Raw genomic sequence first — 13,697 nt, 5'->3', positions numbered from 1 at the left:
CTGCACGGGAGGGACGGGCGGCATGGGCGAGCAGGAGAACACCGGCGGCGCGCGCAGGTTCGGGGACGTCGTCGAGGTGCGGCGGCATGGCGAGCACGTCGCCGAAGTGGTGCTGGACCGCCCGCAGGCGATGAACGCGGTCTCCACCGCGATGGCCGAGGCGATCGCGGCGGCGTGCGCGGCGCTGGCCGCCGACCCGGCCGTCAGCGTCGCCGTCCTGACCTCCTCCAGCGAGCGCGCCTTCTGTGCCGGCGCGGACCTGAAGGAGCGCAACGAACTGAGCGACGCCGAACTGCTGCGCCAGCGCCCGCGGGCGAGGGCGGCCTACGGCGGGGTGCTGGACCTGCCGATGCCCGCGATCGCCGCGGTGGGCGGCTTCGCACTGGGCGGCGGCTACGAACTCGCGCTGTCCTGCGACCTGATCGTGGCGGACGAGGCCGCGGTGGTCGGCCTGCCCGAGGTCTCGGTGGGGGTGATCCCCGGGGGCGGCGGCACCCAGCTGCTGCCGCGCCGGGTCGGGGCGGCCAAGGCGGCGGAACTGGTCTTCACCGCGCGGCGCGTCCCGGCGGCCGAGGCGCTGGCGCTGGGCATGGTCGACCAGGTCGTACCGGCCGGCCGGGCCCGTACCGCAGCGCTGGAGCTGGCGGCGCGGATCGCGGCCAACTCCCCGGTGGGGCTGCGCGCCGCCAAGCAGGCCCTGCGGGTCGGCCACGGCCTGGACCTGCGCGCGGGGATGGAGGTCGAGGACGCGGCCTGGCGCACCGTCGCCTTCTCCGCCGACCGGGCGGAGGGCGTCGCGGCGTTCAACGAGAAGCGGCGGCCGGCCTGGCCGGGGTGGTGAACCCGGCGAGAGCAGTGGCAGGTCCGTTCGGCCCAGTGCGGGGCCGGGTCGCCCGTCGAGCCGGGGCGAAGGTGCCTAGCCTGGGGTGATGGCGGAAGGTACGGCCGATGTGCGGCTGCGGGCGGTCGTGGAGTTGGCGCAGGCGCTGGCCACGGCGCAGACCCCGCTCGCCACGGTGCGGGCAGGTGCCCGGGGCGCCCGGCTGGCGATGCAGGGCGCCTTCGCCGCGGTCTCGTCCTGGGAGCGGGAGTCCGGCCGGCTGCGGGTGCTGGTCAACGACGGCGACCTGGCCCCGGGCGAGGAGCCGGAGCCGGCCGACGAGTCGTACTCGGTGCACGACTTCCCGGAGATCGCCGAGTTCCTGCACGGCACTTGGGCGGCCGGCGGCGAGCCGCACGCCTGGGTGGAGACCGAGGACGCGTCCGGCACCTCGCCCGGCGGCGGGAGCTGGGGCCGGGCCGCGGCGCTGCGCCGGCGCGGCCGCGGCAGCTGCGTGGTCGCGCCGATCGTGCTGCACGGGCGGGCCTGGGGCGAGTTGTACGTCGCGCGGCGGGTGGGCGAGGCGGGCTTCGACCGCAAGGACGCCGATTTCGCCACGGTGCTGGCCACGCTGCTCGCGTCGGGCATCGCGCAGACCGAGCGGCTGGCGGAGGTCCGGCTCCTGGCGTTCACCGACCCGTTGACGGGGCTGGGCAACCGCAGGGCGGTGGACGTGCGGCTGGACGAGGCGCTGGAGCTGCACCGGCGGCAGGGCGTGGTGGTCAGCCTGATGGTGTGCGACCTCAACGGGCTGAAGCGGGTCAACGACCGGCTCGGCCACGCGGTCGGGGACCGGCTGCTGGAACGGTTCGGCTCGCTGCTGTCGCTGTGCGGGGCGATGCTGCCCGGGAGCCTGGCGGCGCGGCTGGGCGGGGACGAGTTCTGCATCGTGGCGGTGGGGCAGAGCGCGGACGAAGTGGTGCGCGCCGCCGACGAGTTGTGCCGCCGTGCGGCCGAACTGGAGGTCGGCGACGGGGTGGCGTGCGGGGTGGCCTCCACCGAGGACCCGATCGGGCCGGTCCGGTCCGCGCGGCGGCTCTTCCGGCTGGCGGACGCGGCGCAGTACCGGGCGAAGGCGCTGCGCGCGGACCACCCGGTGGTGGCCGGCCGCGAGGGCCCGCAGGACCCGGTGGTGCGGCTCGCCGACACCCCGCCGCCGCATCCCGACGCCGACCGCCGCACGCTCCGCGGCCATCACCCCTGAGGTACCACGCCCCGCCCGGCCCAGGCCCGCGGTGGGCGGGGGCGGGGCAGCGGCGGAAGCCCGCCCCCGGTCAGGTGTCGCGGCGGGACAGCAGCCAGGGCTCGACCACGCCGAGCCCGCGGACCGGGCGGCGCCACATCGGCTGGAGCGCGAAGCGGTACTTCTCGGTGGTCGCGTCGTCCGCCTCGACGTCCGCCTCCGACAGGGGCGCCTCGCCCGCCGCGCCGAGCGCCTCCGCGAAGTCGCCGTCCACCAGGACCGCGTCCCGGGGCGCTATCGAGGTGAGGCGGGAGGCGAGGTTGACGGTGGTGCCGAACACGTCGCCCATGCGCGTGGTGACGGTGCCGAAGGCCATCCCCACCCGCAGCGCGGGCATCGTCTCGTCGCCGGTCATCGTCTCGATCAGCCGCATCCCGATCTCGGCCGCCGTACCGGGGTCGTCGGCGACGAAGAGCACCTCGTCGCCGAGCGTCTTGATCAGCCGCCCCCCGTACGCGGCGACCTGGTCGGCCGCGGTGGTCTCGAACGCCTCGACCAGCTCGCCGAGTTCCTCCTCCTCCAGCCGGCGGGTGAGCCGGGTGAAGCCGACCAGGTCGGCGAAGCCGACCGCGAGCCGGCGGTCGACCGCCTCTTCGTCGTCGGACTGCACCACCCGGCTGGTGGCGGCCGCGACCTGGCGGCGCCAGACGTAGATCAGGAACTCCTCCAGCTCGGGCAGGAGCAACTCGACCAGCGGGTAGGCCACCTCGGCGCGGGTCATACCGGGCTCGGGCGGCTCGGTCAGCCCTTCGAGGAAGGAGTCGGTCTGCCAGTCGGCGAGCCGCGCGGTGGTCTGCCCGGTCGACCGCGCCACCTGGATCGCCATCGACTCGCTGAGCAGCCCCGCCTCGACCAGGCCCGCCAGTCGGCGCAGCGCCAGCACGTCGGCCTCGGTGAGCGCCTTGGCCTGGCCGATGTCGGCGAAGCCCATGGCCCGCCAGAAGCGGGAGGCCAGGTCCATGGACACGCCCGCGGTGCGGGCCGCCTGGAAGGGGGTGTACTGGCGCGGCGCGCCGAGGATCAGCTGCTCCAGCCGGAGGGCGAGCGGGTGTTCGCCCGGGCCCTCGGGGTCGCCGCCGTCCCCGGGGTCGCCCGAACCGCCCGGGTCGCCCGGGTCATCCGGGTCGCCCGCCTCACCGGACACGTCCGGCTCACCCGAGGTCTCACCCGGCTCACCCGAAGACTCGTCCGAAGGCTCACCCACTGTCCCGCCCGAAGGCTCACCCGCGGTCCCGTCCGGGCCCTGGACGGCACCGGCAGGCGCCGGCTCCCCGCCGCCCTCACCCTCGGGCACGTGCCCGGGCCCGTCACCGGACGCGGCGCGCGCACCGCCCGCAGCGGCACGCGCACCGTCGGAGGCGGCATCGCCGCCGGGGGCGCTCGGCGGGGGGCTGTCGTTGTCCACGCTTACCGCCCGGCCCCTGAGAAGTCCCTGCGCACAGCCCTTCCGATCATCGAGACGACGCAGCCCCTCAACGATACGGCAGGTGTGCCCTGGCTCACTCTCCTTCGGTGGGGCGCAGATGGACGACGTCCCCGGCGTCGACCGGCTGCTCGCCCTGCGGCCCGGCGATCACCAGCCGCCCGTCGCCGTCGACCGCCACCGCCGTGCCGGACAGGTCCCGGCCGCCGGGCAGCTCGGCCCGCACCTGGCGGCCGAGCGTGGCGCAGCCGGCCGCGTAGGTCTGCTGGAGCCGGGACGCGGCCGGGTCGCCGTCCGCGGCGCGCCAGGCGTCGTACCAGTCGCCGAGCGAGCGCAGCACCGCCCGCAGCAGCGGGTCGCGGTCGGTGCCGGCGGCCCCGGCCAGCGCCAGCGAGGTGGCGGTGCGCACCGGCAGTTCCTCGGCGCGCAGCGAGACGTTGAGCCCGATGCCGAGGACGACGGCGCCGTCCCCGACCCGCTCGGCGAGGATGCCGCCGGCCTTGCGCTCCTCGCCGTCGACGGTCAGCAGCAGGTCGTTGGGCCATTTGAGGGCCGTGTCGACGCCGGCGGCGCGGGACAGCGCGGTGGCGGTGGCCACCCCGGCCAGCAGCGGCAGCCAGCCCCACCGGTGCACGGGGACGGGCCGGCGCACGCCGTCGGCGGTCGCGGCCGCCTCACCCGGTCGGAGCAGGACCGAGAAGAACAGTCCGGAGCGGGCCGGGGCGCTCCAGCGCCGGTCCAGCCGGCCGCGGCCGGTGGTCTGCTCCTCGGCGACCAGCACCGCGCCCTCCGGCGCGCCGGCGGCGGCCCGGGCGGACAGGTCGCTGTTGGTGGAGCCGGTGGCCTCCACCACATCGAGCGAGGTCCATACCGCTTCCGGTGTGACCACCGCCTTGCGCAGGGCCACGGCGTTGAGCGGCGGCCGTTCCAGGTCGGACCAGCGGCTGGACGTCATGCCCCCACCCTATGAGCCGCGCCCGCCGCCGGGTGCCGCGCCCGCCCGGCACGTACGGGATGTGGTGAACGCCGCACTGCTCGTTCGTCTCCGTCACCACTACGCTACGCAACAGCGTTACTCGCCAGTCACGTACGCGCGGACCGTACGCGTACGACCCGCCGAGAGCAGGAGAGCCGCCTCCATGGCCGAGCCGCAGTACGACATCCACACGACGGCGGGCAAGCTCGCCGACCTGCGCCACCGCATCGAGGAGGCGACGCACGCCGGCTCGGCGCGTGCCGTGGAGAAACAGCACGCCAAGGGCAAACTCACCGCCCGGGAGCGGATCGAACTGCTGCTGGACGAGGGGTCGTTCACCGAGCTGGACGAGCTGGCCCGGCACCGCTCCACCAACTTCGGCATGGCGGCGAACCGGCCGTACGGCGACGGCGTCGTGACCGGCTACGGCACCGTGGAGGGCCGCCCGGTGGCGGTCTTCTCGCAGGACTTCACCGTCTTCGGCGGGGCGCTGGGCGAGGTGTTCGGCGAGAAGATCGTCAAGGTGATGGACTTCGCGCTGAAGACCGGCTGCCCGGTGATCGGCATCAACGACTCCGGCGGGGCCCGCATCCAGGAGGGCGTCACCTCGCTGGGCATGTACGGCGAGATCTTCCGCCGCAACACCCACGCCTCGGGGGTGATCCCGCAGATCAGCGTGATCGTCGGCCCCTGCGCGGGCGGCGCGGTCTACTCTCCCGCGATCACCGACTTCGTGGTGATGGTCGACCAGACCTCGCACATGTTCATCACCGGGCCCGACGTCATCAAGACGGTCACCGGCGAGGACGTCGGCATGGAGGAGCTGGGCGGCGCGCGCACCCACAACACCACCTCGGGCAACGCCCACCACCTGTCGGGCGACGAGAAGGACGCCTTCGAGTACGTCAAGGCGCTGCTGTCCTACCTGCCGGGCAACAACCTGGAGGAGCCGCCCGCCTTCCCGGCGACCGCGGACCTGGCCGCCACCGACGAGGACCGCGAGCTGGACACGCTGATCCCCGACTCGGCCAACCAGCCGTACGACATCCACCAGGTCATCGAACACGTGCTGGACGACGGCGAGTTCCTGGAGACCCAGGCGCTGTTCGCGCCGAACATCGTCACCGGGCTCGGCCGGATCGAGGGCCGGCCGGTGGGCGTGGTCGCCAACCAGCCGCTCCAGTTCGCCGGCTGCCTGGACATCAACGCCTCGGAGAAGGCGGCGCGGTTCGTGCGCACCTGCGACAGCTTCAACATCCCGGTGGTCACCTTCGTCGACGTCCCCGGCTTCCTGCCCGGCACCAGCCAGGAGTGGGACGGCATCATCCGCCGCGGCGCCAAGCTGATCTACGCCTACGCCGAGGCGACGGTCCCGCTGATCACGATCATCACGCGCAAGGCGTACGGCGGCGCGTACGACGTGATGGGCTCCAAGCACCTGGGCGCGGACCTCAACCTCGCCTGGCCGACCGCCCAGATCGCGGTGATGGGGGCGCAGGGCGCGGTGAACGTGCTGCACCGCCGCACGCTGGCCGAGGCGGCCACCCCGGAGGAGGCCGACGCGCTGCGGCAGCAGCTGATCACCGACTACGAGGACACGCTGCTGAATCCTTACGTCGCGGCCGAGCGCGGCTATGTGGACGCGGTCATCGAGCCGTCCAGGACCCGTGCCCACCTGGTCAAGGCGCTGCGCACGCTGCGCAACAAGCGGGAGAGCCTGCCGCCGAAGAAGCACGGCAACATCCCGCTGTGACGCCCCCGCGTCCGTCGGCTCGTCCGCTCGTCCGCTCGTCCGCTCGTGCGTGGTTCCCGCGCTTTGCGCCCCGCGCTTCCGTGCTTCCGTGCTTCCGTCGACAGGAGGACCGCAGAGATGATGATCAAGGTGGAGCGGGGCCGGCCGACCCCGGAGGAACTGGCGGCGGTCGTCGCGCTGGTCCAGGCGCGGGCCGCGGCGGCCGACCTGGGCGGCGGGCCGGAGCCGGCCGTGCGCAGCTCGTGGTCCGACCCGGCGCGTACGGTGCCGGGCGTCGCGCCCCGCCCCGGGCCGGCGGCGTGGCGCACCTCGGTGTGGCCGGCCTGACCACCGGTCCCGACCGGGCGGCAGTGAGTACCCGTACTCAGGCGCGGGGCGGCGCCGCGGTCCACCCTTGACGGCATGCTCTGGTCCGACGATCAACCGCGCCAGCGCGACGAGGAGTTGCGCCGGGCCCAGCTGATGGTGCGCCGGGCCATGCTGGTGCTCGCGGTGGCGGCGGTCGTCGGGATGGCGGTGGCGGCCTGGCACGCGTGACGGGCCGTGCAGGCGTTGCGCGGCCGGAACGGGACCGCGGGGCCGGGGCAGCGGCGGGCCTCTCCTACGATGGCCCGGTGACCTCGACACCGCGCCGCGCCCTCGTCCTCGCGTCCGCCTCGCCCGCCCGCCTCGGGCTGCTGCGCCAGGCGGGGCTCGACCCGCGGGTGGTGGTCTCCGGCGTCGACGAGGAGGCGATCACCGCGCCCTCCCCCGCCGAGCTGGCCCGCGTGCTGGCCGAGGCGAAGGCCACCGCGGTCGCGGAGGGCGGGCTGCTGGACGGCGGTGAACTCGTGGTCGGCTGCGACTCGGTGCTGGAACTCGACGGCGGCGCGCTGGGCAAGCCGCGGGACGCCGCCGAGGCGACCGACCGCTGGCGCGCGATGCGCGGGCGCAGCGGGGTGCTCAGGACCGGGCACTGCGTCATCGACACGGCCGACGGCCGCCGGGTCTCCCGGACCGCCTCCACCACGGTGCACTTCGGCACCCCCGACGACGACGAGGTCGCGGCCTACGTCGCCAGCGGCGAACCCCTCCACGTCGCCGGTGCCTTCACCCTCGACGGCCGTTCGGCGCCCTTCGTCACCGGCATCGAGGGCGACCCCGGCAACGTCATCGGCCTGTCCCTCCCCCTGCTGCGCACCCTCCTGGCCGAACTGGGCACCCGCCTCACGGACCTGTGGGCGTAGCCGCCTAGGGCCTGCCGTTTGGATCTCCGTGGGAGAAGGAGCGGGGTCCGGTGCGTGCAACTGCAAGGCGGAGGAGGGAGTCGACGCGGAGCGTCGGTGACCGACGAGAACGCAGCAGATGTGCGTGCCGGGCGACGCGACGCCGCGGAGATCCAAACGACAGGCCCTAAGTGGCCGGGGCGGCCTCGGCCACTCCGGCGGACTCGTCGCCCTCGTCGGGCGCGTACATCAGCAACGTCCCGACCAGCAGGGCGAGTACCACCATCATCGCCACGAAGGCGTACCAGCCGACCAGGCCCACCACGACCGCGCCGACCACGCCGTGGACGACCGCGCAGACGATGAGGACGATCCGCCCCACCCGCCCGGCCATCTCGTCGCGCAGCGCGATCCGCGCCACCAGTACCGCGCAGCACAGCAGGAAGAGCGCGAAGACGCCGCCGGCCGCCCACGCGCCGACGGTCATGGCGTGCGTCGGCAGCCCGCCGAGCGACATCTGCTGGCGGCGAACCGCCAGCCCGAGTATCCAGTTGACGGCCGCGATGGTCAGCGCGTCGAGCACGAGCACCACCGCGGTCGCCACGGCTATCCCTCTGCGCATTCCGTCCCCCTTGTCATGCCTGCCCGCCTTCGGGCCGGTTGGCCCCCGCGGCGCGCACCTGCGCCGCGGCCCGACCCGCCGGGATTTCCACGGGAGTTACCCCAGGTACCCAGGGCTCGCAGGCTACTCACGGGTATGCGCGGCGGCAAGGGTCCTGACCCAACCACCCGCCAGGGAACGCGCGGCAGCAAATTTTCCGTCCGCTGTTCGTAGGAATCCCACAAAGGATCGGCGCGTCGCAGGTCGGCCGACATGCGAGACGCGATCCACACCCGGGAGTGCGGGACATTGCGCCAATCCGCGCCGTACCTTGGAATGAGCAGGCTTTCACGGGGTTCTCCAGGCCCCTGGATCACCCTGCGTGTGGGCAACCTCACGTCCAGGGGCGCCTCGGTTTCAAGTGTGGCCATTGCCTAAACTCTGCTTGTTCCAAGGAGGGAGCCATCGTGCGCAAGGTGCTCATCGCCAACCGCGGTGAAATCGCTGTCCGTGTCGCTCGTGCGTGCCGGGACGCCGGCATCGGCAGTGTCGCGGTGTACGCGGAGCCGGACCGGGACGCCGTCCATGTCCGGGTTGCCGACGAGGCGTACGCGTTGGGTGGTGACACCCCGGCGACCAGCTATCTCGACATCGGGAAGGTGCTGGCCGCCGCAGCCGAGTCCGGGGCGGACGCGGTCCACCCCGGTTACGGGTTCCTGTCGGAGAACGCCGAGTTCGCGCAGGCCGTGCTGGACGCCGGACTGACCTGGATCGGCCCGCCGCCGCAGGCGATCCGCGACCTGGGCGACAAGGTGGCGGCCCGTCACATCGCCCAGCGCGCGGGCGCGCCGCTGGTGGCCGGCACCCCCGACCCGGTCTCCGGCGCGGAGGAGGTCGTGGCGTTCGCGAAGGAGCACGGCCTGCCCATCGCGATCAAGGCCGCCTTCGGTGGCGGCGGCCGCGGCCTGAAGGTCGCCCGCACCCTCGAAGAGGTCCCCGAGCTGTACGACTCCGCGGTGCGCGAGGCGGTGGCCGCGTTCGGCCGCGGCGAGTGCTTCGTGGAGCGCTACCTGGACCGCCCCCGGCACGTCGAGACCCAGTGCCTGGCCGACACCCACGGCAATGTCGTGGTGGTCTCCACCCGCGACTGCTCCCTCCAGCGCCGCCACCAGAAGCTGGTGGAGGAGGCCCCGGCGCCCTGGCTGTCGAAGGAGCAGAACGCGCAGCTGTACAGCGCGTCGAAGGCGATCCTGCGCGAGGCCGGCTACGTGGGCGCGGGCACCTGCGAGTTCCTGGTCGGCCAGGACGGCACGATCTCCTTCCTGGAGGTCAACACCCGGCTCCAGGTGGAGCACCCGGTCACCGAGGAGGTCTCCGGGATCGACCTGGTCCGGGAGATGTTCCGGATCGCCGACGGCGAGGCGCTCGGCTACGACGACCCGCCGTCGCGGGGCCACTCGTTCGAGTTCCGGATCAACGGCGAGGACCCGGGGCGCAACTTCCTCCCGGCGCCGGGCACGGTGACGCTGTTCACGCCGCCGTCGGGCCCCGGAGTGCGGCTGGACGCGGGCGTGGAGTCCGGCAGTGTGATCGGCCCGGCGTGGGACTCGCTGCTGGCGAAGCTGGTGGTGACCGGGGCGACGCGCGAGCAGGCGTTGCAGCGCGCGTCCCGTGCGCTGGGCGAGTTCACGGTGGAGGGGATGGCGACCGCGATCCCGTTCCACCGCGCGGTGGTGGTCGACCCGGCGTTCGCCCCGGTGGACGGGAACCCGTTCACGGTGCACACCCGCTGGATCGAGACGGAGTTCGTCAACACCATCCCGCCGTTCGCCGGGCAGGCGGCCGACGAGGAGGAGGGCGGCGGCCGGGAGACCGTCGTCGTCGAGGTCGGCGGCAAGCGCCTGGAGGTCTCGCTGCCCGCGCACCTGGGCATGACGCTGGCCCGTACGGGGCTGGCCGCCGGTGCCAAGCCGAAGCGGCGGGCCGCGACGAAGGCGACCGCGGCGGCGTCCGGTGACACGCTGGCCTCGCCGATGCAGGGCACCATCGTGAAGGTGGCCGCCGAGGAGGGCCAGAAGGTCGCCGAGGGCGACCTGATCGTGGTCCTGGAGGCGATGAAGATGGAGCAGCCGCTCAACGCGCACCGCTCCGGCACCGTCGTGGGCCTGAAGGCGGAGGTCGGCGCGTCGATCTCCTCCGGCGCGCTCATCTGCGAGATCAAGGACTGAGGTCCGCGCGGGGCGCCCGGCGTACGGGGCGCGGCAGCGGGCGGCGGGCGACCTTCGGGTCGGCCGCCGCCCGCTTCTCGGCTCCGCGGCCGCTCAGCGCAGCCGGGGCTTCGGGGGCGCCTTGAGCAGCAGCACCATCACCAGGGCGGCCGCCACGAAGACCGCCGCGAGGGTGAACGCGGCCGTGGCGCCGCTGATGAACGCGTCGCCGTGCGTGTGCCGGGAGACCGTGCCGAAGACGGTGACCAGGACCGACAGCCCGAGGCTGCCGCCGACCTGCTGCATCGTCTGGAGCAGGCCCGAGGCGGAGCCGGCCTCCTTCGGCTGGACGCCGGAGAGGATGAAGGTGTTCAGCGGCATCATCGTCCAGCCCACCCCGAACCCGATCAGCATCAGCGGGCCGAGCAGCCCGGCCGCGTAGCCGTCGGAGCTGCTGAGCTGGGTGATCCAGACCGTGCCCGCCAGGTTGAGCGGCAGCCCGAGGGCCACCACCGTCTTCGCGCCGAACCTGCCGATCATGCGTGGCGCGAGCCGCGCGGCGACGAACAGCAGCCCGGCCAGCGGCAGGAACGCGAAGCCGGTCCGCAACGGGCTGAAGTGCAGGTAGGTCTGGAGGTACTGGGTGGTGAAGTAGAAGACGCCGAACATCCCGGCCGGCACCAGCAGCATCACGCCGTAGGCGATGGCGCGGTTGCGGTCGGCGAACAGCCGCAGCACCACCAACGGCCGCTCCACCCGCGTCTCGTTGACCAGGAACGCGCCGAGCAGCGCGACGGCGGCCACGAACGAGGTGATCGCGCGTCCGTCGCTCCAGCGGCTCTCGCCCACCCGGATGAAGCCGTAGACCAGGGTGGCCATGCCGAGGGTGCCGGTCAGGGCGCCCGCGACGTCGAAGCGGCCGCCGCGGTGGCGCTCGGTCTCCGTGACGAAGCGCGGGGCCAGCAGCAGGATCGCGGCGCCCACCGGCACGTTGACGAAGAACACCCAGCGCCAGGTGCCCAGGTCGGTGAGGATGCCGCCGGCGGTCAGCCCGATCGCCGAGCCCGCGCCGGAGACCGCGGAGAACACGCTCAGCGCCCGGTTGCGCTCGGTGCCCTCGGCGAAGGAGGTCGCGATCAGGGCGAGGGTGCTGGGTGCGGCGAGCGCGGCGGCCGCGCCCTGGAGGCCGCGGGCGACCAGCAGGGTGGTGGCGTCGTTGGCCAGCCCGCCGGCGATCGAGGCGACGGTGAAGGCGCCGACGCCCCAGACCATCGCCGTCCGGCGTCCGACCAGGTCGCCTATTCGGCTGCCGAGCAGCAGCAGGCCGCCGAAGGCGAGGGTGTAGACGTTGAGCACCCAGGACATGCCGGTCGCCGAGAAGCCCAGGTGGGAGCCGATACCGGGGAGTGCGACGTTCACCACGGTCGCGTCGAGCAGGATCATCAGCTGGGTGCCGACGATGGCACCCAGCACGAGGTACGGATGGGCACGGCCGCGGGCTGAACGGTCCGCGCCCGGGAGACGGGTCGCACTGGTCGCAGGGGCCGCCGGGGTGGCAGGGTCCGCAGGGACGGCAGAGGCCGAAGGGGTCGAGCTTCTCGGGCGGGGTGAGCCGTCGGAGTCACGCGTCGTGGGCGTGGGCATGGCGAGGAAGCCTCCAGCAGTGGAAGTAAACGGAGGTCGTCTCCGAAACTATACGGAGACTTCCTCCGGAACCACCACCGGAACTACCATCTATTTCGGCGGGATGTTCCGGGACGGAGGCGTGACCAGGATGCGGGCAGACGCACAGCGCAACTACGACCGTTTGCTCGAAGAGGCGCGGCAGGCGTTCATCGTGCACGGCACCGACGTCGCACTGGAGGACATCGCCCGGCACGCGGGCGTCGGCATCGGCACCCTCTACCGCCACTTCCCCAACCGCTACAGCCTGATGAACGGCGTCTTCCACCGCGAGATCGACGCGCTGTCCGAGCGGGCGGCCGAACTCGCGACCGCGGCCGACCCGACCGAGGCCCTCACCACGTGGCTGTACGCGATCGCGACGCATTCCACCCTCTACCGCGGCATGGCCGCCGCCATCGGCGAGGCGTCGGACACGCAGATGCCCGCCTGCAAGGTGCGGATGCGCGAGGCGGGTTTGGTCCTGCTGACCCGCGCCCAGCAGGAGGGCGACGTCCGGGCGGACATCCAGATCGGCGACCTGCTGAAACTCACCTACGCGGTGGTGCAGGCGGCCGAGAAGGACCCCTCGGAGCACGGGGTGTTCAAGCGGCTCATGACGCTGATGATGGAGGGCATCCGGGTCCGGCAGCCGGCACCGGAACTCCAGCGGTGAGCGCCCACCGGGCGGCGGCTCCCCGGGGGCGCTTCCCCGGGGAGCCGGCCGCTCGCGTTCAGCGGCGGCGGACGTCCGCCAGGCGGGCCGCCGAGCCCTCGCCCGCCGAGCCCAACGGCGGGGCGCCGCGCAGCGGGTGGTGCCGTCGAGGCCCGGGCAGCCCCCGTCCGGAGGCGAGCGTCTCGGCGGTGGCGGCCGAGGCGGCCGCCGCGCCCGCACCCGGCACCGGTGCCACGGTCACCTGCACACCGCGGTCGGCCAGCGCCTGGAGTTCGGTACCCGCCCGCTCGTCGTCCGGCTCGGAGTCGTCGGTGACGAGATGGGTGATCTGGTCGGTCGGCACGGTCTGGAACATCGTGTCCGTACCGAGCTTCGTGTGGTCGGCGAGCACCACCACCTCCGCCGCGGCCTGCACCAGCGCCCGGTCCACGCTCGCGGAGAGCATGTTGGACGTCGACAGCCCGCGTTCGGCGGTCAGCCCCGCGCCGGACAGAAACGCCCGGGACACCCGCAGCCCTTGCAGCGACTGCTCGGCGCCGCTGCCGACCAGCCCGTAGTTCGAGCCGCGCAGGGTGCCCCCGGTCATCACCACCTCGACACGGTTGGCGTGCGCCAGCGCCTGGGCCACCAGCAGGGAGTTGGTCACCACGGTCAGCCCGGGCACCCGGGCCAGCCGTCTGGCCAGTTCCTGCGTGGTGGTGCCCGCACCGACCACGATCGCCTCGCCCTCCCCGACGAGGCCGGCCGCGAGATCGGCGATGGCCGTCTTCTCCGCGGTCGCTAGATGGGATTTCTGCGGGAAGCCGGACTCCCTGCTGAAGCCACCCGGCAACACCGCACCGCCATGCCGGCGGTCCAAGAGTCCTTCCGCCTCCAGCGCCCGCACGTCCCTGCGCACGGTCACTTCGGACGTCTGGACGACCCGGGCGAGCTCCCGGAGCGACACCGCTCCGTTGGCCCGCACCATTTCCAGAATCAACTGACGACGTTCTGCAGCGAACACAGAACCGACAGTAATGCCAACGACCGGACGGTTTCAGCGTTTTGCGCCCGTTGATGGAAGTCGTTCAC

The 13,697-nt window shown here is 73.5% G+C and carries 13 protein-coding genes; 8 read left to right on the top strand and 5 right to left on the bottom strand.

What is annotated here, in order from left to right:
* The first annotated feature begins 22 nt into the window (after positions 1-22).
* Together AC3ERT_RS04260 and AC3ERT_RS04255 are read left to right on the top strand one after the other, a co-directional pair.
* Positions 23-841, top strand: coding sequence for an enoyl-CoA hydratase/isomerase family protein (locus tag AC3ERT_RS04260; protein ID WP_435124810.1), 819 nt, complete (start codon positions 23-25; stop codon positions 839-841).
* A gap of 88 nt (positions 842-929) precedes the next feature.
* Entirely contained in the window at positions 930-2,084 is a 1,155-nt protein-coding gene (locus tag AC3ERT_RS04255) for a GGDEF domain-containing protein (RefSeq protein WP_335981699.1), read from the top strand.
* Positions 2,085-2,154: 70 nt separating this feature from the next.
* On the opposite strand, the gene AC3ERT_RS04250 is transcribed toward AC3ERT_RS04255, so the two are convergent.
* Positions 2,155-3,417 (bottom strand): adenylate/guanylate cyclase domain-containing protein, encoded by a 1,263-nt coding sequence (locus tag AC3ERT_RS04250; RefSeq protein WP_435172852.1) that lies wholly within the window; start codon positions 3,415-3,417, stop codon positions 2,155-2,157.
* Positions 3,418-3,622: 205 nt separating this feature from the next.
* The gene (locus tag AC3ERT_RS04245; protein ID WP_435124813.1) at positions 3,623-4,501 is read right to left on the bottom strand and encodes a biotin--[acetyl-CoA-carboxylase] ligase; all 879 of its coding nucleotides are present in this window, start codon (positions 4,499-4,501) and stop codon (positions 3,623-3,625) included.
* A gap of 184 nt (positions 4,502-4,685) precedes the next feature.
* Here AC3ERT_RS04245 and AC3ERT_RS04240 point away from each other — a divergent pair, with 184 nt between their 5' ends.
* The 4 genes from AC3ERT_RS04240 to AC3ERT_RS04225 all read left to right on the top strand — a co-directional run bounded on the left by AC3ERT_RS04240 (position 4,686) and on the right by AC3ERT_RS04225 (position 7,501).
* Positions 4,686-6,275, top strand: coding sequence for an acyl-CoA carboxylase subunit beta (locus tag AC3ERT_RS04240; RefSeq protein WP_335981705.1), 1,590 nt, complete (start codon positions 4,686-4,688; stop codon positions 6,273-6,275).
* Between the two features lie 117 nt (positions 6,276-6,392).
* The gene (locus tag AC3ERT_RS04235) at positions 6,393-6,602 is read left to right on the top strand and encodes an acyl-CoA carboxylase epsilon subunit (protein ID WP_435124818.1); all 210 of its coding nucleotides are present in this window, start codon (positions 6,393-6,395) and stop codon (positions 6,600-6,602) included.
* 75 nt (positions 6,603-6,677) lie between these two features.
* On the top strand, positions 6,678-6,812 hold the full coding sequence (gene mmpB, locus AC3ERT_RS04230) for a morphogenic membrane protein MmpB (RefSeq protein WP_335981706.1): 135 nt from the start codon (positions 6,678-6,680) through the stop codon (positions 6,810-6,812).
* Positions 6,813-6,889: 77 nt separating this feature from the next.
* Entirely contained in the window at positions 6,890-7,501 is a 612-nt protein-coding gene (locus AC3ERT_RS04225) for a nucleoside triphosphate pyrophosphatase (protein WP_335981707.1), read from the top strand.
* A 166-nt stretch (positions 7,502-7,667) separates the two neighbouring features.
* On the opposite strand, the gene AC3ERT_RS04220 is transcribed toward AC3ERT_RS04225, so the two are convergent.
* A complete protein-coding gene (locus AC3ERT_RS04220) occupies positions 7,668-8,102 on the bottom strand; it encodes a hypothetical protein (protein ID WP_435172720.1) in 435 nt (144 codons plus the stop codon).
* A gap of 446 nt (positions 8,103-8,548) precedes the next feature.
* Here AC3ERT_RS04220 and AC3ERT_RS04215 point away from each other — a divergent pair, with 446 nt between their 5' ends.
* Positions 8,549-10,309 (top strand): acetyl/propionyl/methylcrotonyl-CoA carboxylase subunit alpha, encoded by a 1,761-nt coding sequence (locus AC3ERT_RS04215; RefSeq protein WP_435124823.1) that lies wholly within the window; start codon positions 8,549-8,551, stop codon positions 10,307-10,309.
* A gap of 93 nt (positions 10,310-10,402) precedes the next feature.
* Here the strand turns inward: AC3ERT_RS04215 and AC3ERT_RS04210 are convergent, their stop codons facing one another.
* On the bottom strand, positions 10,403-11,932 hold the full coding sequence (locus AC3ERT_RS04210) for an MFS transporter (RefSeq protein ID WP_435172718.1): 1,530 nt from the start codon (positions 11,930-11,932) through the stop codon (positions 10,403-10,405).
* A 130-nt stretch (positions 11,933-12,062) separates the two neighbouring features.
* On the opposite strand from AC3ERT_RS04210, the gene AC3ERT_RS04205 reads away from it, so the two are divergent.
* The gene (locus AC3ERT_RS04205; RefSeq protein ID WP_435172716.1) at positions 12,063-12,626 is read left to right on the top strand and encodes a TetR/AcrR family transcriptional regulator; all 564 of its coding nucleotides are present in this window, start codon (positions 12,063-12,065) and stop codon (positions 12,624-12,626) included.
* A gap of 58 nt (positions 12,627-12,684) precedes the next feature.
* Here the strand turns inward: AC3ERT_RS04205 and AC3ERT_RS04200 are convergent, their stop codons facing one another.
* Entirely contained in the window at positions 12,685-13,593 is a 909-nt protein-coding gene (locus AC3ERT_RS04200; RefSeq protein ID WP_435172850.1) for a DeoR/GlpR family DNA-binding transcription regulator, read from the bottom strand.
* Positions 13,594-13,697: the final 104 nt, after the last annotated feature.

It is taken from the genome of Actinacidiphila sp. bgisy145, from assembly GCF_057708125.1.
Note: the sequence above shows the minus strand (reverse complement) of the source record. Positions and strands in the feature narration are given on the sequence as shown.

What these genes read in the sequence shown, in the direction of transcription:
- AC3ERT_RS04210 (WP_435172718.1), bottom strand. Translation starts at nt 11,932, where the DNA reads ATGCCCACGCCCACGACGCGTGACTCCGACGGCTCACCCCGCCCGAGA.
- AC3ERT_RS04260 (WP_435124810.1), top strand. Translation starts at nt 23, where the DNA reads ATGGGCGAGCAGGAGAACACCGGCGGCGCGCGCAGGTTCGGGGACGTC.
- AC3ERT_RS04205 (WP_435172716.1), top strand. Translation starts at nt 12,063, where the DNA reads ATGCGGGCAGACGCACAGCGCAACTACGACCGTTTGCTCGAAGAGGCG.
- AC3ERT_RS04220 (WP_435172720.1), bottom strand. Translation starts at nt 8,102, where the DNA reads ATGCGCAGAGGGATAGCCGTGGCGACCGCGGTGGTGCTCGTGCTCGAC.
- AC3ERT_RS04235 (WP_435124818.1), top strand. Translation starts at nt 6,393, where the DNA reads ATGATGATCAAGGTGGAGCGGGGCCGGCCGACCCCGGAGGAACTGGCG.
- mmpB (WP_335981706.1), top strand. Translation starts at nt 6,678, where the DNA reads ATGCTCTGGTCCGACGATCAACCGCGCCAGCGCGACGAGGAGTTGCGC.
- AC3ERT_RS04200 (WP_435172850.1), bottom strand. Translation starts at nt 13,593, where the DNA reads ATGGTGCGGGCCAACGGAGCGGTGTCGCTCCGGGAGCTCGCCCGGGTC.
- AC3ERT_RS04255 (WP_335981699.1), top strand. Translation starts at nt 930, where the DNA reads ATGGCGGAAGGTACGGCCGATGTGCGGCTGCGGGCGGTCGTGGAGTTG.
- AC3ERT_RS04240 (WP_335981705.1), top strand. Translation starts at nt 4,686, where the DNA reads ATGGCCGAGCCGCAGTACGACATCCACACGACGGCGGGCAAGCTCGCC.
- AC3ERT_RS04245 (WP_435124813.1), bottom strand. Translation starts at nt 4,501, where the DNA reads ATGACGTCCAGCCGCTGGTCCGACCTGGAACGGCCGCCGCTCAACGCC.